Genomic DNA, 17,742 nt, shown 5'->3' on the forward strand with positions numbered 1-17,742 from the left:
GGCCGTCAGCAGGCCGGATTCCACGCTGCGCGCGCCGGCCGGGGCGTCTGGAGTGCGCCATGGGCGTCGGCCGGGGACCGGGGTGCTTCCGGAGCCACGTAGGTTTTTTCTGTTATCGCGGCGAGCGCGCGGGATCTCCTGTGTGCGGGGGCTACGGGTACGCACGAAGGAACAGGAACGAATAGGCGTGAAGCAGGAAAACGGGACGGAGGCCGTCGAGGCAGCCAAGGCCGGGGACGAAGAGGCCCGGGAGCAGCTGGTCGCCGCATACCTGCCACTGATCTACAACGTCGTGGGCCGCGCACTGGACGGCCATGCGGACGTCGACGACGTGGTGCAGGAGACCATGCTGCGCGTCCTGGAGTCGCTGGACGGCCTGCGGGAGCCGGCGTCCTTCCGCTCCTGGCTGGTGGCGATCGCCATGAACCAGGTGCGCCGCCGGTGGACCGCCGCCCGCAAGACACCCGTCGTCGGCCTGGACCAGGCGCCGGAACGGGCCGACCGCTCCGCCGATTTCGTGGACCTGACCATCCTGAAGCTGGGCCTGTCCGGCCAGCGCCGTGAAGTGGCCGCGGCCACCCGCTGGCTGGACGAGGGGGACCGGTCACTGCTGTCCCTGTGGTGGCTGGAGGCCGCCGGTGAGATCAGCAGGCCGGAGCTGGTCGCCGCCGTCGGGATCGACTCCCGCCATGCGGCGGTCCGTGTGCAGCGGATGAAGGAGCAGCTCGAAGCCGGCCGCGTCGTGGTCCGCGCGCTCTCGGCAACTCCTCTCTGCCCCGAACTGTCCCAGCTGACGGAAACCTGGGACCACGAGCCCTGCGCCCTCTGGCGCAAGCGAATAGCCCGCCATGCGCGTCAGTGCACGGCCTGCTCCGGACACTGGGACGACCTGCTGCCCGCCGAGGGCCTATTGGCCGGTCTCGCCATGCTGCCGCTGCCCTCGCACCTCACTACGCAGACCGTCCTGCCCGCCCCTGCCGCCGCCACCGTGCAGGCGGCCCCGGCACCCGCGGACCCCGCGTCCGGTGCTCCCGGCGCACACCATCTGCCGAAGCGGCCGCCCCGGGTGAAGAAGGGCACGGTCGTCGCGGGCACCGCCACCCTCGTGGTGGCCGTCAGCGCCGCCGTGTGGTGGTCTCCCGGCACGCCTCCGGACAACCGGAAGGACGAGCCGAAGGCGCCCCGTACCGTGGCCGCCCGCACCCCCTCGCCACGCCCCACCCCCACACCCACCCCGACCCCGTCACCCTCCAGGACCGCGCCTCCCACACGGTCCGCCACACCGACCCCCACGCCCTCGGCCACCCCGCCCGACCTCGAAGAGCAGGCCACCGCACTCATCAACCAGCGGCGGGCGCGGGCCGGCTGCGGGCCGCTGCGCATCGAGCGACGCCTGCACACCGCGGCGCAGCGTCACTCCGCCGATATGGCGGCACGGCAGTACTACGAGCACGAGACTCCGGACGGCACCGGCCCCGACGAGCGGATCACCGCGACCGGATACCAGTGGAGCAGCTGGGGCGAGAACCTCCACCGCGGCCCGCGGACCGCCGCCGACGCGGTGAACGACTGGATGGGCGACAGCATGCACCGCGACAACCTGCTCAACTGCGCCTTCACGGAGGTCGGCATCGGCGTCGTCCAGGGCTCGGGCGGGCCCTGGTGGACCCAGGACCTCGCGGCACCGCGCTGACTTCGGCGGGCAGAGCCGGTCGTCTACCGGACCGCGGCCACCGGAATGTCCTGGCGGCCGGTAGCGCTGCACCTCACGGAGAAGCAGTCCGTCGCACACAAGGAGAACGGCGCATGACCGACACCGTGCAGGAGTGGCAGCTGTCCGCACGCCCCGTGGGGCGCCCGGTGCCGGGGGACTTCCGGCTCGTGGAGCGGGAGTTGCCGGCACCGGCCGAAGGTGAGGTGCAGGTCCGTAACACCTTCCTCTCGGTGGACCCCTATATGCGGGCCCTGATGAGTGCCACGGCGGCCGGGAGCCTGGCCTACGGGTTAGACCGGCCGATGACGGGTGGTGCGGTCGGTGAGGTCGTCACGTCGCGGGCGGCCGGTCTGTCGCCGGGGGATCTGGTGCTCAGCGACCTGGGATGGCGTACCGGCGCGGTCGCTCCTGCCGGACGCTTCACCAGGCTGCAGCGTATCGAGGGGGTACCGGACTCCGCGTTCCTCGGCGTACTGGGGATGCCCGGACTGAGCGCGTACGTCGGGTTGACCGAGATCGCGGGAATGCGCGCGGGGGACACGGTCTTCGTTTCCGGCGCGGCCGGGGCGGTGGGCAGTTTGGCCGGGCAGATCGCGCGGCTGCGCGGGGCGAAGGCGGTGATCGGCAGCGCCGGTTCCGCGGCGAAGGTGGACTACCTGACCGGCGGACTCGGCTTCACCACCGCCTTCAACTACAAGTCCGGCACGGTGCGCGAACTGCTCGCCGAGGCCGCCCCGGACGGTATCGACGTGTACTTCGACAACGTCGGAGGAGACCACTTGGAGGCCGCCATCGACGCGCTGAACCTGAACGGCAGGGCCGCGCTGTGCGGAGCGATATCCGGGTACCACGACACCGAGCCCGCGGCGGGGCCGCGCAACATGGTCGAGCTGGTGAAGAAGCGGATCACGCTGCGCGGCTTCGAGGTCGGGGACCATGCGGGTCTCCAGCCGCGCTTCGCCGAAGAGATGGGCGGCTGGCTGGCCGCACGGAAGATCAGCTTCCGTGAGACGTTCGAGGACGGCATCGCCCACACGGTGGAGGCCTTCCTCGGGCTGATGGACGGCCGGAACACCGGAAAGATGGTGGTGCGCCTCTGACCGCAGCGGCCGCTGCGCTGCGCCGTCGGGCCCAGTGCCCGCTGTCTCCGGGCCACTTAGGAGACGGTGCCGGACGGATGGCGGCAGCTGGTGCTGTCGGGGCGTCAGAGGTGTGTACGGGAGACCGGCAGCAGCTCCGCCCCGGACAAGACGCAGCCCCGGTCACCGGGCGGGCGCGTGGACCGGCCCGCCCGATGACCGGGGCGGTGTGCGAGGAGCTGTTGGGGGCGTATCAGGGCGCGGTGTGCCAGCTCAGCGATCGGGACAGCAGCTTGCGCAGTGCCGGGTCACGGACCGCCTTCGTACGGTCGGTGGCCCGGGCCGTGACCGTATGGGGGCGGCCGTCGGCCGGGACGCCGAGAGTGCGCGGGACGACCGTGGTGCTGCCGCGCGCGGCCTTGCGCTCGCGGCCGTCGACATACCACTTCAGCTGCGCGGAGGCGGGTGCGGTGACACGGATACGGGTCCCACGGGAGACCGCGTGGTGGGTGGAGACCGGGCTGCTCAGCACGCTCGCATAGCGGTAGAAGCCCGCGATCATCGCCTCGCGGCCGGGGAGGTTGAACTCCTGGCCCAGGGTCCGCATGATCGAGTTGTCGGTGGGACGGTTGAGCCCGTACTGGTAGTAGCCGCCGCCCTCGAAGGCGCCGACCGCGCCGCCGTCCGGGGACTGCTGGCCGATCCAGCGATACCACTTCTGCTGCTGAGCGGTCATCTGGTCGGCGGAGAGCTTGGTGAGGTTGGTCTGGGCGGGCTCGGGGCCGGTGTAGGTGCCGGACTGGCCGTAGTCGTACTCGTCGGCGAGCTTGCCGAGCGAGTGGCCGGTCTCGTGGACCGCGATCTGGTCCGACTGGTCGTTGTCGGAGGAGGCGGTGGCGATCCCGTCGTAACCGACCTGCGAGGAGATGTCGTTGTAGCCCGCACCGCCGTACTTGGTGGAGTTGGAGAGGACCACGACGAGGTCGGCGGCCGGGGCCTTGGAGGCGTACGACTCGACCTTGCCGGTGTCGACGCACAGCAGCCGCTCGGTGTTGTCGCAGAAGAACGCGGAGTCGAGGGCGGTGTCGCGGACCACGTCCTTCGTCGGGTCCCCGGAGACGCCGGACTCGTTGGAGACGGCGTCCACGGCCCAGACGTTGAACAGGCCGCGGTAGGTGGCGTACGGCTCAACACCGGAGATCTTGGCCCACTTGGCGCGGACGTCGGCGTGGAAGTCCTCCTGCTGGGCGGCGGTGTAGCCGTCACCGACGAAGACGACATCGAGCTTGGTGCCGACCGTGCCGTTCTGCACGATCGAGGTGACATCGCCGTCGCCGGCGGCGATCGCCGCCTTCTCGGACGGCGCGAGCGGCTTGGAGGCCGGAACGGTGGTCTGCCGTGGGTGGCCGTCCGCGCCGTTGAAGTACTCGACGTGCTGGGTGCGTTGGGCCTGCGGGGCCGGGGTGGCGCCTTCGGCGGTGGCCGCGACGGCCGTCGCGGCCACCGCCGCCGCGGCGATGCCGACGGACACCGCGGTGCGTATGGACGTGCGTCTGCGGTGCTGTCCGGGGGTGTTTCTGCGCATGGGGGGTTCCTCCCGAAGCCCGGCGCAATGCACCGGGCTGAGCTGAAATCAGGCGCGCTCAACGTAGAGGCTCCGGGGGCTCCAGGCAACGGATGGTGCCTGAGTGGCTCACCAGACAGCTGAGTTCGGGTCACGGGAGGGCGCGAGAAAACGCCTTTCGGAGCAACGTCCCGTGGGGGACGGGACTTGTGCGAGCGGAGCCATCACCAGGCCGTCGGGCCGTCAGCCCGCGGGTGGCCGCGCCCCGTAGGGCCGCGCGGGGATACGTGTAGGGGGTGTTGCGGGTGGTGGGGTGAGCGCGGGGGCGTACGCGCCTGGCGTGGTGTGGTTGTGTATATGTCCGTGTTTTGTCACACCAACGGGGATTTCTTCCGCCAAGGCATGACGGGCCGTCACTCTGTGGGAGCCCGGCCAAACCGGCCGGGAGTCCGGTTTTTGGGCGCTGTCAGCGGCGTCCGCCACAGGAGGTTCGATGTTCCGCAACGCTTCGCGTGTCGCCATGGCTGTACTGGGCTCCGCGGCCCTGGCAGCCACCGCCGCCCTCCCGGCCAGCGCGGACGGCCACCACCGCCACACTCCGCAGCGCTGGCGGTCCGCAGTCGTGCTGGGGACGATCCAGTACGACAGCCCGGGACGCGACGACCGCTCGAACCGGAGCCTCAACGCGGAGTGGGTGACGGTGCGGAACACCGGCCGCACACCCGTCAACATCAAGGGCTGGAGCCTGTCCGACAAGAGCGGACACACCTATCGCTTCGGCAACCTGCGTTTGGCCGGCCACAGCCAGGTCCGCGTCCACACCGGCTACGGCCACGACAACCGCTGGGACGTCTACCAGGACCGGCGCAACTACGTCTGGGACAACAACCGTGACACCGCAACCCTGCGCAACGACCACCGCCGCGTCGTCGACCAGGAGCGCTGGGGACACGGCCACCGTCACTGACCCCGTGCGGAACTGACCGGTGAGGCAGACAGCGCCCCTGTCGCCCTCACCGGCCACCGCTCCGGAACCGGTGCGCCACAGGCAGCCGGCCTGTGGCGCACCGCCCTTTTGCGCGCCGCCGTCAGCCGGCCCCCGAACGGGCTGCCACCGGCTCAGACTGTGATGACGAGCTTGCCGCGCACATGCCCCGCTTCGCTCAGCTCCTGCGCCTTGGCCGCGTCGGCGAGCGGGAAGGTCTCGACGACCGGTACCGCGAGCCTGCCCTCGACGGCGAGGCGGGCGTGCGCGGCCAGGCCTGCCCGGATCTGCTCCGACGGTGTACCGCCCGCGGAGAAGGGCACCCCGTGCTCGGCGGCGTTCATATCGGCGATGGTGACGATCCGGTCCGTCGTTCCGCCGCGCAGCGCGATCGAGACCGGCAGCGCGTCCTGCCCGGCCGCGTCGAAGACCGCGTCCACGCCCTGGGGGGCAACCGCCCGGACCCGGTCGGCCAGGCCCGCCCCGTACGCCACCGGAACCGCACCCAGCGCACGCAGGAAGTCGTGATTGGCCGGGGACGCCGTACCGACCACCGTGGCGCCCCCGGCCACCGCCAGCTGGACCGCGACCTGGCCGACCGCGCCCGCCGCCCCGTGCAGCAGCAGGGTCTCGCCCGTCGTCAGGCCCAGCAGGTCAAGGACGCGCTGCGCCGTCTCACCGGCCACCGGGAGGGCCGCCGCGGCCTCGAAGGAGAGCGCTGCAGGCTTGCGCACGATGTCTCCCGCGAGGGCGTGCTCCGCGTACGCACCGGTCCTGGTCCAGCCGAAGACCTCGTCGCCGACGGCGAACTCGTCCCCCGCGCCGTCGCCGAGCGCGTCCACCACCCCGGCGAACTCCAGGCCCGGCACAGCGGGAAACGTCGTGGGGTAGAACTGCTCCACCCATCCGTAACGCCGTTTGTAATCCAGCGGATTGACGCCGACCGTCACCACCTTCACCCGTACGTCGCCCGGTCCGGGAACCGGCTTGTCGGTGTCCCCGAGGCGGAGCACCTCGGCGCCGCCGAAGGTGTCATAAATGATCGCTCGCATGACGGTCTCCCTGTTCGGTGCAGGAAATGCCGTGGAGGCATTGGATTGATGCCTTCAGCCTCGTTGCCGGGGACGGGCACGACGCCGGCCATCGGGACAGTCCGGCCTGGCCGAAAGGCCAGCACCTGTGCCAGATCCCCTGGCTACGCTGAGGCTCATGCAGTTGACCGGATCGGTGCCCGCCCTGACCGCCGCATACGAGGTGATCCGCCAGCCACTCGGCGAGATCCTGCCCCGGCTCTCCGCCGTGCTGGCCGAGCTGGTGCCGCACCGGGCGGTGGCTGAACTCTCCACCCACTGCGCCCACTCACCGTTCAAGACCTACGGCGCGGCCGAGATCACCGGCCGGCTGTCCACCGCCGATCTGACGCCGCTGCTCGCCTCCGGCATCCCCGGCCGCCCATGGCAGGGCACGCTCACCCTCGCCGGTGCGGAGCGGCCGGCCCTCGTCGTGACGAGCCGGGCGACACCCCGCGGCGCCGTCCTGCTGCTGGTACGGGACGCGGACGCCACCCCGGCCGACGAGGCGGCCGCCGCCCTCGTACAAGCGCTGTGGGACGTGGTCACCAGCCACTTCGACCGCATGGCGGCGGAGGCCCTGCCCGGCGCGCTGGCCCGTTCGCGGACCGCCGCCGGAACCCGGGCCCGAGTGATCGCGGAGCTGGGCGAGGCCTACTCGGCCGCGCTCACCGGAGTGTTGGGAGTCCTGCGCAGTCGCAGCCTCGACGATGCGGCGGCCCGCGCCACCGCCACGGATCTGGCCGTCTCGGCCCTGGTGGACCTTCGTGCGGAGGCGGAGCGCGACCAGCAGATCGCCGAGGAGCCGGCCGGGCAGGCCTTCGCCCGGCTCGCCGACTCCCTGCGGCCGCTCGTCCGCCACAGCCCCGTACGACTGGAGCTGGGCGCCCCCGACTCCCCGCGGACCGTGGCCGCCGACGTGGCTCACACCGCGCGGGTCATCGTCCGGGCGCTGCTGCTGAAGGTCCTGGAACAGGAGACGGTGACCCGCGTCCACGTCGCCTGGCAGATCACCGACGACGAACTGCGCGCGGCCGTACGGGACGACGGGCCCGGCACCCTCACCCACGGTGCCCTGGCCCCCGGCGGGGTCGCCGAGCGACTCGCCGTACTGGACGGACGGCTGGACGTCGACGCGGTGCCCGGGTGGGGGACCACGGTGTCGGCGACGATCCCGCTGCGGGTGTCCCAGGACCCGGCGCCCGACCCGCTCACCGCACTGGGCGAGCGGGAACTCCAGGTACTGGCCCGGCTCGCGCTCGGGCACCGCAACCGGGCGATCGCCCAGGAACTCCACATCAGTGAGTCGACGGTGAAGTTCCATGTCGCGAAGATCCTCACCAAACTGGGCGTCGAGTCACGGGGCGCGGCGGCGGCCCTCTTCCATGCCGTGGCCTAGCCGCCGCCCCGCTGCCGGCCCCGACCGCCCGGCTACCTGCTCCGTGACGGCTCCGCGATCTCCTCGTCGGGCGGTGCGTCCTGGGGGCCGGCGGCCCGGCGGTGACGGGTGAGGAAGTAGCCCGCCACGAGCATCGCCGCCCAGACCGGAGCCACGTACAGCGCGATTCTGCTCTCGGTGTCAAAGGCGAGCAGGACGAGCACGAGACCGAGAAAGGCGAGGACGAAGTAGTTCGATACGGGTGCCAGCGGCATCCGGAAGGCGACGGGCCGGAGCCGCCCGGCGCGGACCGCCGCCCGGTAGCGCAGATGGGCGCAGGCGATCATTCCCCAGGTGAACACCGCGGCGACGGTCGCCACGCTCGTGACATACGCGAAGGCCTCCTCCGGGACGAAGTAGTTCGCGGCCACCCCCAGCAGCATGACGGCCATGGACGCGAGGATGCCCGCGGCGGGTACGCCTTGGCGGCTGACCTTCCCGAACGCGGCCGGCGCATGCCGGTCCCGGGCCAGGGTGAGCAGCATCCGGCCGGTCGAGAACACCCCGCTGTTGCAGGACGACAGGGCCGCGGTGAGCACGACCATGTTCACCACACCGGCCGCCGCGGGGATCCCGACCTTGGCGAAGACCAGCACGAACGGGCTGACGTGCGGATCGAGTTGGTTCCACGGGACCAGTGCCATGACCGCGGCGAGGGCGCCCAGGTAGAACAGCGCGATCCGCCAGATCACCCGGCGTACGGCGCTGGGGAGGGTCTTGTCGGGGTCCTTGCTCTCGCCGGCGGTCACACCGAGCAGTTCGACTCCGACGAAGGCGAACACCACTACTTGGAGGGCGAGCAGCGGCCCGGCCATACCGTGCGGGAAGAAGCCGCCGTGGCTCCAGATGTTGCTCAGGGACGCGCTCTCCCCCAGGGGGCCGAAGCCGAAGATCAGGATCGCGGCGGCCATGACCAGCAGGACGATGATGGTCAGCACCTTGATGAGGGCGAACCAGAACTCGAACTCCCCGAACAACCGGACCGCCGCGAGATTGGCCACGCCGAGGATGGCCAGGGCGATGAGGCCGGGCAGCCACTGGGGCACCTCGGGCCACCAGTATTGGACGTAGATCCCGGCCGCGGTCAGCTCGGCGGTGCCGGTGACGACCCACATCAGCCAGTAGCTCCAGCCGGTGGCGAACCCTGCCCAGTTGCCGATGAACTCCTCCGCGTACGTGGCGAAGGACCCGGACACGGGCCGGTACACCAGGAGTTCACCCAGGGCACGCATCACGAAGAAGACGACCACGCCGGCGACCGCATAGGTGAGCAGCAGGCCCGGACCGGCGTCGTGGAGGGCCTCGGCGGAGCCGAGGAACAGCCCGACACCGATGGTTCCGCCGATCGCGATCATCTGGATGTGGCGGGGCTGAAGACCCCGGTGGAGGTGCCCGGGACCGGATCCGTCGGGACTGGAGCCGTTGGGACCGGAGTCGTCGGGGCCGGAGCGCTCGTTCCCGGCGGGACGCGGCGAGGACGGTGGAAGCCGGTGCGTCATGGTGAAGGCTCTCTTCGTCAGGGGGCGGTGATCATCCAAGGGGGTGGGGGAGCGGAGGTCGTCAGAGTTCTCCGGAGGCCGAGCCGCCGGTGTAGGTGCGCGGAACGCGGGCGCCGATACGGGCGACGATTTCGTGGGAGATGGACTGGGCGGCCCGCGCCCAGTCCGCCGCACCCGGCTCCCCACGGTCGCCGGGCCCGAAAAGGACGACCTCGTCCCCGGGCGCGGCGGGGGCGTCGCCGAGATCGAGCACGAACTGGTCCATGCACACGGTGCCCGCCACCGTGTGCCGCCGCCCGGCGACAAGGACGGGGCCGGCCTGCGACGCATGCCGGGGAACACCGTCGGCATAGCCGAGGGGGACCAGACCGAGGGTCGTCTCACGGGCGGTGCGATAGCGGTGGCCGTACGAGACGCCCTGCCCGGCGGGGACCCGCTTGACGGAGGCGAGGCGGGCGGTGAGGGTCATCGCCGGCCGCAGCCCCAGCTCCGAAGGCGCGGCCAGGTCCGGCACCGGGCTCAGTCCGTAGACGGCGAGCCCGGGGCGTACGAGGTCGAAGTGTGCCTCCGGAAGCGTCAGCGTGGCGGCCGAGTTGGACAGATGGAGGACGTCGGGGGTGAGCCCGGCCCGACGGGCGAGCCCGGCAGCGCTGCGGAAGGCGGCCAACTGCTCGTCACAGGAGGGGTGTCCGGGCTCATCGGCCCGCGCCAGATGCGACCACACGCCGACGACCCGGACGTACCCGGCCGCTTCGGCGCGGGCCGCGGTCTCCAGCAGCGCCCGCCAGTCGTCCGCGGTCGCGCCGCCGCGCCCGAGCCCGGTCTCCGCTTCGAGGTGCAGCAGCGCGGGACGGTCCACGGCCTGTGCCGCCCGGACCGCGGCCCGCACCGCCCAGGTGGCACCGGCCGACAGCTCGACGCCTGACGCCACCGCGGCATTCCAGTCGTCACCCGGGGTCAGCAGCCACGCGAGCAGCCGGCCGGGGACGCCGGCCGCGCGCAGCGCCAGTGCTTCGCGCATCCCGGCGACGCCGAGCCAGGTGGCACCGCCCGCGAGCGCCGCGCGGGCGACGGCGGCCATGCCGTGACCGTAGCCGTCGGCCTTGACCACGGCCATCACCTCGGCGGAGCCGGCTGCTTCACACAACCGGCTGACGTTGGCGCGGACCGCCGAGAGGTCAATACGGGCCTGTGCGTGCGGTGTTCCGGCCCGCTGTGCCTCCTGGCCGTGCTGTCCGGCCATCGACTCGGCGACCGGATCCGGCCTTGTGGAGGACGGCTCGGCGTACACCTCCGGAGGGTGCCGTTCCACCACCGCGGTCACCCCCGCTCCGGGTCCGGCTTCGGCGATCTCGGCCTCGCGGGGAATGCCGAATGACATGCCACCGTCCTTCCAGGGAAACCATTGCTGCCCGGTGGGCTGCGGGTGGACCCATGGTTTCGGCGGGGGAACGGCCCGTCATCGTTCGATCGGCACCGTCTCGGACCGCTCGGCAGTGGGGCCGGGACAACGGGGAGGGGCGCAGGGCCAGGAGGTGGCGTTCGGGAGGGGGCGGCGTTCGGGAGGGGGCGGTGTACGGGAGGACGGCATACGGACATTCCGGCATACGGAGACGCCGGGTCGTCAGAGCGACATACCGGGCAGCGGCCCGGGGTGCCTCACGCGGAAGCGCTCACCGTGTCGTCCGGGCCGCCCTCTGTGCTGTATTGGCGGGCGGTGAGCTGGAGCAGCAGGGCGGTACGGACCTCCGGGTCGTCCAGCGGCAGCGCCACGACGTCCTGGAGCCGGCGCATCCGGTGCCGGAGCGTGTTGGGGTGGATGTGCAGCCGGGCGGCGGCGGCCCGTGGATCGCCCATCGCCTCCAGCCAGGCATACAGCGTCGGCACACAGTTCGTCCCGTGTGCACGATCGTGGTCCACCAGTTGCCGCAGCGGCCCGACGCCCGCAATCCGTGTCGCCGCGGCGGACCGGGCGACATGGCGCAGCACGACCGTGGCCCACACCTCGTCGTGCACGGCCTGGTCGCGCGCGATCAGGCCCGTCCGGAGCAGATCGAGGGTGTCATCGGCCTGCTCGCGCGAGCGGGCCAGGCCGGGGACCGACGCCGCGAGTCCGCCGACCGCGACGAGCGGAGCGGGTCTTCCGGCGGTGCCAAGGAGCGTCTCCAGCCAACCGGACCCGTCGTCCGCGCCGGGGGCGACCCTCTCCGCCGGGACGATCCCGTAGACCACACCGCCGACGATCGCCGCGGGCGACCGCAGACGACTACCGCGGAACCGGGACATACGCTCCCAAACAGTCAGCCGCTGGCGCTCCGCCTCACCGTCGTCCTCGCAGCGCACCCCCACGGCGATCACTCGCCAGGGGCCGGTCGTGAGCCCCAGACGCCGCGCCGCGTCGGCCGCTCCCTCCTGGCCGTGCAGGACGGTGGCGACCATGTCGGTCAGCACCAGGCGCTCCACATCCGCACCGGCGCGCCGCCGCAGCAGATGCAGGGCCGCCGTCGCGGCCGTGTCGGCGAACGCCTCGGCCCGCTCGGCGGGCACCGGTCCCGGCACGATGGCCCAGATCGAGCCGAGCACATCCCCGCCGGCATGTACCGGCACGACCAGCCGTGGCTTGGTGCCCTCGACCACCGCAGGTACGTAGATGGGGCCGGTGTCCTGGGCGATCTTGTGAAAGACGCCGTACCGCCGGAAATGCGCGTTCACCTCGTCGGGGACGTGCCGCCCCATGATCGTGGCGACCCGCGCCTCGTCACCGCGCTCCTGCCGCGCGGAGTAGGCAAGGACCCGGGAGCTGCGGTCCTCGATGGTGACCGGCGCGTCGATCACGGCGGCGATCGCATCGGCCAGCCCGAAGAGATCACCCGCCTCGGCGCCCGCCGTCCCGCTGCCGGAGTCCACGTACCCCTCGCTGTCGAGCACCGCCCGCAGCAGCGACACGACCTGGGCCCAGCCCGCCTGCTGCTCGACCTGCACCAGCGGGAGTCCCGCGGCGCTCGCGGCCGTGACCACCGTTTCGTCGACCGCGGCCGGGGCCTTCAGCAGCAGAGCGCCGGCTGACCGCTCCGCGCACAACGACATCAGCCGCAGGGCCTGTGCACGGTCGGTGAGGTTCACTCCGAGGACGACATCGCCCGGACGCAGATCGAAGCCACCGTCCGGCTCGGCGATCACCACGTCTCCCACCGGGACCGCGGTGCCTCCGGGGGCGCACACCCCCGACAGCACGGCCGGCCCGACGGAGTCGAGAAGCCGCTGCAGACTCATCACTGGCATCACCCGCTCACCGTTCCACCCACCATCGTGCCCTACGGAATCCGCACCTCCGTCGGCCGGTCCCGTCCCGGCGATCTCCTGGCTCCCCATTTCCCTCCGGCGGGAGGTGAACGGTGACGGGGGCCCCTGCGTATCTCTCCATATCCGTGCCCCCTGGGCACCGGTCCACGATGTGAGGAGGCAGCATGACTGACCCGGGTATCCCGCAGCTGCAGGCATTGCCGGACGGAGACGCCGAACTTTCTCTGGTGGTGCGCGTGCAGTGGGAGGACGTCGCCGCGCTCGGTCAGGACGCCGCCCGGCTGGCTGCCCGGTTCAAACGACCGGTGACCCTGGACGAGGCCGCCAGTCACCGGCTCCGCATCCGGCCGCCCGCCGCCCACGCCAAGGCCATGCCGCAGGAGCGGACCCAGCCCGCCATGGCGTCCACGACGGTGTCACCGCTGCCCGCCCGCTCGCCGCAGGAACAGGCCCGGCAGGCGATCGAGAAGATCAACGGCAACGCCAGTCATGAGACGGCCTAACGCGGCGAAGGGCTGAGTGGAACGAGGGAGACCGGCGGGTCTCCCTCGCAGAGGGGTTCGGCGGTGTGGGGCTGCCGGGCCCCTCGCACTCTGTCCGTGGCCCCGCGAGCCGGCCGGTCGCCTGCCGCCGGACCGGCCCCGGAGCGCGCCCAGCCGTCGGCTGGGCCGACCGGGCGAAGAACATCGGCGCAACGGCTCAACCCGGCCGCACCGTGCGCGCTGCCGCGCGTCCACCGGTGATTGTGTGACGAGCCGGCGCGACCGGCGCCGTGTCCCGCAGGGCCGGGGCCGTGCACCGAGGAGGCAGGCAAGCGTGGACGACGAGGCCGGCGCTCTCCTGAACGTCCCGAGCACCGAAGGCACGTAGGCATGCACACCACGGTCACCCTGCTGGCGGACGCCCCGGCCCAACTGCTGCCGGCCCGGCAGCTGATGGCCTTCACCTTGGCCACCCACATCATTCTGGTGCCGCTCGGGGTGGCGCTCCCGCTGATCACCCTGGTGATGCACCATCGCGGTCTGCGCCGGAACGACCCCGTGGCGCTGCTCCTCGCCAGACGCTGGTCGGCGGTGATGGCGGTGCAGTTCGCGGTCGGTGTGGTCACCGGCACCGTGCTGTCCTTCGAGTTCGGACTGCTCTGGCCGGGCCTGATGGGCACGTGGGGCGGCGTCTTCGGTATCGGGTTCGGGGTGGAGGCCTGGGCCTTCTTCCTCGAAGCGGTCCTCATCGCCATCTACCTCTACGGCTGGCGGAGGCTGAAGCCCCGCACCCACTTCCTGCTCGGCCTGCCCCTGCCCGCCGCCGCCCTGCTCGGCGCGTTCGGCATCCTGGCGGCCAACTCCTGGATGAACACACCCCAGGGATTCACCCTCGGCGCCGACGGCAAGCCCGAGGACGTGCACATCTGGTCGGCGATCTTCACCCCGATGTTCGGGCCGCAGTACTGGCACTTCGTCGTGGCGATGCTGATCACCGCGGGCTACACCGTCGCCGGTGTCTACGCAGTCGGCTGGCTGCGCGGCCGCCGCGACCGCTACCACCGGCTCGGGTTCACCGTCCCCTTCACCCTCGCCGCGGTGTTCACCCCGGTGCAGTTCGTGCTGGGCGACTCGATCGCCCGGTCGGTCTTCCACAAGCAGCCGGTGAAGTTCGCCGCGACGGAACTCGTCTGGCGGACCGACACCCATGTACCCGAGTACATCTTCGGCCGGCTGCATCCGGACGGCAGCATCTCCGGCGGCATCAAGATCCCCCAATTCGACTCCATCCTGGCCGGGTTCACCCCCGGGACCAAGGTGACCGGACTGACCTCCGTCCCGGCGGACGACCGGCCGACGGCTACCCAGGCCACCATCGCCCACTGGGCCTTCGACCTCATGGTGGTGATCGGCTCCCTGCTGATCCTCCTCGCCCTCTGGTACGGCTGGTGCCGGCTGCGGCGACGCCGGCTGCCCACCTCACCGTGGTTCTTCCGCGGCGCCGCCTGCGCGGGCGTCGCCTCCGTCATCGCCGTCGAATGCGGGTGGATCACCGCCGAAGTCGGGCGCCAGCCCTGGATCGTCTACGGGCACATGCGCATCGCCGAGGCGGTGACACCGACCCGGTCCACCAGTCTCTGGATCATGCTGGGCCTGGTCATCGTGGTGTATGTGTTCATCTTCGGATCGCTGCTCGCGGTGCTTCTCAAGATGCGTACGGGCTGGCGGCTCGCCGACGCACGCCGGGCGGGGGAGCGGACCGAGGAACCCGAGGCCGACACCCCGTACGGGCCCCGCTCACGGGTACCGGCCGGTGACCCGCCGTCCGGCGGCGGCACCGGGGCCGGACCGGCCGAGGACGGCCGGCCGTGATCGCCGATGTCATCGCCGTGGTGCTGCTGCTCGCCGTGACCGCCTACGCCTGCGCCGGAGGCACCGACTACGGAGCCGGGTTCTGGGACCTGACGGCCGGTGGCACCGAGCGCGGCGCGCGCCCCAGGTGGCTGATCGACCACGCCATGGCCCCCGTATGGGAGGTCAACAACGTCTGGCTCGTCTTCGTCTTCGTCATCATGTGGACCGGCTTCCCGACGCTCTTCCAGACGGTGTTCTCCGCCATGTGGCTTCCGCTGGCCCTGGCCGCCATCGGCCTGGTCCTGCGCGGCGCCGGCTTCGCGCTGCGCAAACCCCTCCGCCGGATCGCCGGGCGACGCCTCTACGGCGCTGTCTTCGCCATCGCCTCACTGCTCACCCCGTTCTTCCTCGGCGCGGCCGTCGGCGGTATCGCCTCGGGCCGGGCGGTACCGGGAACGGAGGCCTCGGCCCACGCCTGGTCCAACCCGACCTCCGTCCTCTTCGGACTGATCGCCATCGTGGCGACGGCCTTCCTCGGCGCCGTGTTCCTTGCCGGCGACGCCGCCCGTTTCGGCGCACCCGACCTGGTCGGCTACTTCCGGCGGCGGGCTCTGGGCAGCGTCGTCGCGCTCGCCGTCCTTGCGGCCGTCATGCTGACCGTCACCCGGAGCGATGCCCCGCACGTCTGGCACGGACTCACCCATGGCCTCGGCCTCGGCCTCGTCATCCTGGCCGGAGTCTGTTCCGTCGCCACCGGATGGCTGCTGCTGCGCGGGTCCGGCGCCTGGGCCCGGGTCACGGCCGTCGGCGTGGTCGCGGCGGCGATCATCGCCTGGGGGGCCGCCCAACGCCCCGACCTCATCCCCACGTCCCTGACCGTGGCCGAGGGCGCCGGTGCCCCCGGGAGCCTGCGCTGGACCGGCCTGGTCACCCTCGTGGCCGCGGTGCTCGTCTGCCCGGCCGTGGCCTTTCTGTACTGGCTCGACACCCACGGCGAACTCGAACCGCTCTCCGACACCGACCTGCGCCGGACCGAACCGGCCCGCGACGATCCGACCGAGCACAACTGACCACGGGGCAACTGACCACGGGGCAACTGACCACAGACGGGCGGCGAGAGGACCGGAATGTCCGACGAGTTCGCGGAACGGCGCCGGGCGACGGCCTGGCTGCAACGCCCTGACGGGCCGATCGCCGCCGAGCACGCCGAGTTCGAGGCAGGGAGCGGACATCCCACGCTCCGGGCCGGCCGGCTCCACCGTTTGGTGAGCGGAGTCGAGGAGCGGCCCAGAGAGGTGAGCCAGGAGGAACTCGACGCCCTGGGAGACCCCATGGCCACCTTGTGCTTCCAGCGGCACATCTTCCCGATGGCCGTGCAGGATCTGCTGGACCAGCTCCCCGGCGCCGTCGACCAGCCCAAGGTCTACCTGGTGAGCGAGTCGGGCACGATCCCGCAGGCCGACGCACCGCACCTCCGGCGCGACATCCGCTTCGCCCTCACCTATGCCGTACGGGGCACCGAAGCCGACCTGCTGATCAGCACCGGCGCCAACAGCGACCCCCGGACGACCTTCCTGCAGGTCGCCGCCTGGGACGACCGGAACAAGGTCTTCAACTACTACATGCGGATCACCCCGGCCTGGATCTGGACCGGCAACTCCTGGGACGCCCTGGCCGCCGCCTCGCGCGGCCGGGGCTGCTTCGACAGCCACGTCAACGGCAGTGTCGTGATGAAGGAACTGAAGCAGCCGTGGATCAACTGGCAGTCCCAGTCGGCCGCCATCCAGCTGCCCGACAACGACCCGTTGCGCGACAACCCCCTCTACCGGCGGGTGATCGGCGCCGAGAACCTGGAAACGACCGTCCGCGCGCAGATCAACCGCTGGACCGCGGCCCGGCTGGAGAAGGTCACCGCCGGCGGCATCGTGCAGCACCCGGACCATCTGCTGCGCCAGCTGTTCACCACGACGACGGTCAACCTCACCAGCACCGCCACCCAGAGCGTCGGTATCCGCCCCGGCGACGAGCCGCTGCGGCTGCCGATGGGCTTCTGGATGAACAACGACGCGCTGCTCGACGACCTCGGACTGGAGGTGGAGGCACCCGTCCCGGCCACCACCACCGCCCTGTACGCACAGAGCCTGGCCACCTTCGGCTTCCGGCTGGAGGAGAAGGCCGGCAACTTCAGCCGCCCCGGGGACACCTTCTTCGCGTTCGTGGTGCCCGAGGCGGCCCTGGAGGACAACGCCGTCGTCCGGGAGATGGGCGAACGGGGGCTGATCTCCCCGAAGTTCGCGGCCTGCGCGCTGATGGTCGACTTCCCCAACCCTGTCTTCAGCGCCGACCGCGCCCGGCTGATGCGCTATGTGCCCACCACGGCCACCGCCGCGGACTCGCTCGGCGACCGGGTCGCCCAGCAGATCCTTGCCGCGGCAGGCACGCTGCCGGCCGACAGCCCGGAGGCCCGGTTCGCCGCGCACTGGAACCTCCCCGACGCCACCTGGCGCGACGACTTCTGCGAACGGCTCACCGCCTATCTGAAGAAGGTCCAGGAACGGATCACCACCAGGGAAGGCTTCGACGACTACGTCCGGCTGGCCGAGTCACGCCGCAGACAGTTCAAGGCCATGAAGCTGCACGAGTTCGAACTGACCCTGCCCGTCACCGACATCCCCGCCACCGCCGCGACGCTGCGGATGAATGAAGACGCCACCGTGACCGCACAGACCTGACGACACCACGGTCACCGCACGG

13 protein-coding genes are annotated in these 17,742 nt (G+C 71.6%); 8 read left to right on the forward strand and 5 right to left on the reverse strand.

Translation table 11 applies throughout. From position 1 onward, the window contains the following. Positions 1–187 precede the first annotated feature (187 nt). Both STRNI_RS39545 and STRNI_RS39550 read left to right on the forward strand, forming a co-directional pair. A complete protein-coding gene (locus tag STRNI_RS39545; protein ID WP_277413028.1) occupies positions 188–1,693 on the forward strand; it encodes a sigma-70 family RNA polymerase sigma factor in 1,506 nt (501 codons plus the stop codon). 113 nt (positions 1,694–1,806) lie between these two features. Next, positions 1,807–2,814 (forward strand): NADP-dependent oxidoreductase, encoded by a 1,008-nt coding sequence (locus STRNI_RS39550; protein ID WP_277413029.1) that lies wholly within the window; start codon positions 1,807–1,809, stop codon positions 2,812–2,814. A 232-nt stretch (positions 2,815–3,046) separates the two neighbouring features. Here STRNI_RS39550 and STRNI_RS39555 read toward each other — a convergent pair whose 3' ends face one another. Then, positions 3,047–4,378 (reverse strand): M64 family metallopeptidase, encoded by a 1,332-nt coding sequence (locus STRNI_RS39555; RefSeq protein WP_159491797.1) that lies wholly within the window; start codon positions 4,376–4,378, stop codon positions 3,047–3,049. Between the two features lie 472 nt (positions 4,379–4,850). Here STRNI_RS39555 and STRNI_RS39560 point away from each other — a divergent pair, with 472 nt between their 5' ends. Then, the gene (locus STRNI_RS39560; protein WP_109886693.1) at positions 4,851–5,324 is read left to right on the forward strand and encodes a lamin tail domain-containing protein; all 474 of its coding nucleotides are present in this window, start codon (positions 4,851–4,853) and stop codon (positions 5,322–5,324) included. 152 nt (positions 5,325–5,476) lie between these two features. On the opposite strand, the gene STRNI_RS39565 is transcribed toward STRNI_RS39560, so the two are convergent. Further along, positions 5,477–6,394 (reverse strand): NADP-dependent oxidoreductase, encoded by a 918-nt coding sequence (locus tag STRNI_RS39565; RefSeq protein ID WP_274732914.1) that lies wholly within the window; start codon positions 6,392–6,394, stop codon positions 5,477–5,479. Between the two features lie 157 nt (positions 6,395–6,551). On the opposite strand from STRNI_RS39565, the gene STRNI_RS39570 reads away from it, so the two are divergent. Further along, positions 6,552–7,811: a LuxR C-terminal-related transcriptional regulator gene (locus STRNI_RS39570; RefSeq protein ID WP_277413030.1), complete on the forward strand. Its 1,260-nt coding sequence runs from the start codon at positions 6,552–6,554 to the stop codon at positions 7,809–7,811. A 32-nt stretch (positions 7,812–7,843) separates the two neighbouring features. Here the strand turns inward: STRNI_RS39570 and STRNI_RS39575 are convergent, their stop codons facing one another. From STRNI_RS39575 to STRNI_RS39585, 3 genes are all read right to left on the reverse strand, one after another. Next, on the reverse strand, positions 7,844–9,349 hold the full coding sequence (locus STRNI_RS39575; protein ID WP_277413031.1) for an amino acid permease: 1,506 nt from the start codon (positions 9,347–9,349) through the stop codon (positions 7,844–7,846). A gap of 61 nt (positions 9,350–9,410) precedes the next feature. Beyond that, positions 9,411–10,592 carry an alanine racemase gene (gene alr, locus STRNI_RS39580; RefSeq protein WP_277413385.1) on the reverse strand — a complete coding sequence of 394 codons (1,182 nt, stop codon included), beginning with the start codon at positions 10,590–10,592 and terminating at the stop codon, positions 9,411–9,413. Positions 10,593–11,008: 416 nt separating this feature from the next. Continuing rightward, positions 11,009–12,631, reverse strand: a complete 1,623-nt coding sequence (locus STRNI_RS39585; RefSeq protein ID WP_277413032.1) for a PucR family transcriptional regulator — start codon at positions 12,629–12,631, stop codon at positions 11,009–11,011. A gap of 185 nt (positions 12,632–12,816) precedes the next feature. Between STRNI_RS39585 and STRNI_RS39590 the strand changes: the two genes are divergently transcribed. From STRNI_RS39590 to STRNI_RS39605, 4 genes are all read left to right on the forward strand, one after another. Next, entirely contained in the window at positions 12,817–13,155 is a 339-nt protein-coding gene (locus STRNI_RS39590; protein ID WP_174876496.1) for a hypothetical protein, read from the forward strand. A 369-nt stretch (positions 13,156–13,524) separates the two neighbouring features. Further along, positions 13,525–15,006 carry a cytochrome ubiquinol oxidase subunit I gene (locus STRNI_RS39595; RefSeq protein WP_277413033.1) on the forward strand — a complete coding sequence of 494 codons (1,482 nt, stop codon included), beginning with the start codon at positions 13,525–13,527 and terminating at the stop codon, positions 15,004–15,006. Further along, positions 15,003–16,058 carry a cytochrome d ubiquinol oxidase subunit II gene (locus tag STRNI_RS39600; protein WP_277413034.1) on the forward strand — a complete coding sequence of 352 codons (1,056 nt, stop codon included), beginning with the start codon at positions 15,003–15,005 and terminating at the stop codon, positions 16,056–16,058. Before STRNI_RS39595 ends, STRNI_RS39600 begins: the two co-directional genes overlap by 4 nt. A 57-nt stretch (positions 16,059–16,115) precedes the next feature. Further along, positions 16,116–17,720 (forward strand): hypothetical protein, encoded by a 1,605-nt coding sequence (locus STRNI_RS39605; protein ID WP_277413035.1) that lies wholly within the window; start codon positions 16,116–16,118, stop codon positions 17,718–17,720. Positions 17,721–17,742 lie beyond the last annotated feature (22 nt).

Source organism: Streptomyces nigrescens (assembly GCF_027626975.1).
GTDB lineage: Bacteria > Actinomycetota > Actinomycetes > Streptomycetales > Streptomycetaceae > Streptomyces > Streptomyces nigrescens.

Excerpts from the sequence above, each read along its gene's own strand:
- STRNI_RS39575 (WP_277413031.1), bottom strand. The coding sequence starts at position 9,349 with ATGACGCACCGGCTTCCACCGTCCTCGCCGCGTCCCGCCGGGAACGAG.
- STRNI_RS39595 (WP_277413033.1), top strand. The coding sequence starts at position 13,525 with ATGCACACCACGGTCACCCTGCTGGCGGACGCCCCGGCCCAACTGCTG.
- STRNI_RS39605 (WP_277413035.1), top strand. The coding sequence starts at position 16,116 with ATGTCCGACGAGTTCGCGGAACGGCGCCGGGCGACGGCCTGGCTGCAA.
- STRNI_RS39565 (WP_274732914.1), bottom strand. The coding sequence starts at position 6,394 with ATGCGAGCGATCATTTATGACACCTTCGGCGGCGCCGAGGTGCTCCGC.
- STRNI_RS39560 (WP_109886693.1), top strand. The coding sequence starts at position 4,851 with ATGTTCCGCAACGCTTCGCGTGTCGCCATGGCTGTACTGGGCTCCGCG.
- STRNI_RS39550 (WP_277413029.1), top strand. The coding sequence starts at position 1,807 with ATGACCGACACCGTGCAGGAGTGGCAGCTGTCCGCACGCCCCGTGGGG.
- alr (WP_277413385.1), bottom strand. The coding sequence starts at position 10,592 with ATGGCCGGACAGCACGGCCAGGAGGCACAGCGGGCCGGAACACCGCAC.
- STRNI_RS39585 (WP_277413032.1), bottom strand. The coding sequence starts at position 12,631 with ATGCCAGTGATGAGTCTGCAGCGGCTTCTCGACTCCGTCGGGCCGGCC.
- STRNI_RS39590 (WP_174876496.1), top strand. The coding sequence starts at position 12,817 with ATGACTGACCCGGGTATCCCGCAGCTGCAGGCATTGCCGGACGGAGAC.
- STRNI_RS39570 (WP_277413030.1), top strand. The coding sequence starts at position 6,552 with ATGCAGTTGACCGGATCGGTGCCCGCCCTGACCGCCGCATACGAGGTG.
- STRNI_RS39555 (WP_159491797.1), bottom strand. The coding sequence starts at position 4,378 with ATGCGCAGAAACACCCCCGGACAGCACCGCAGACGCACGTCCATACGC.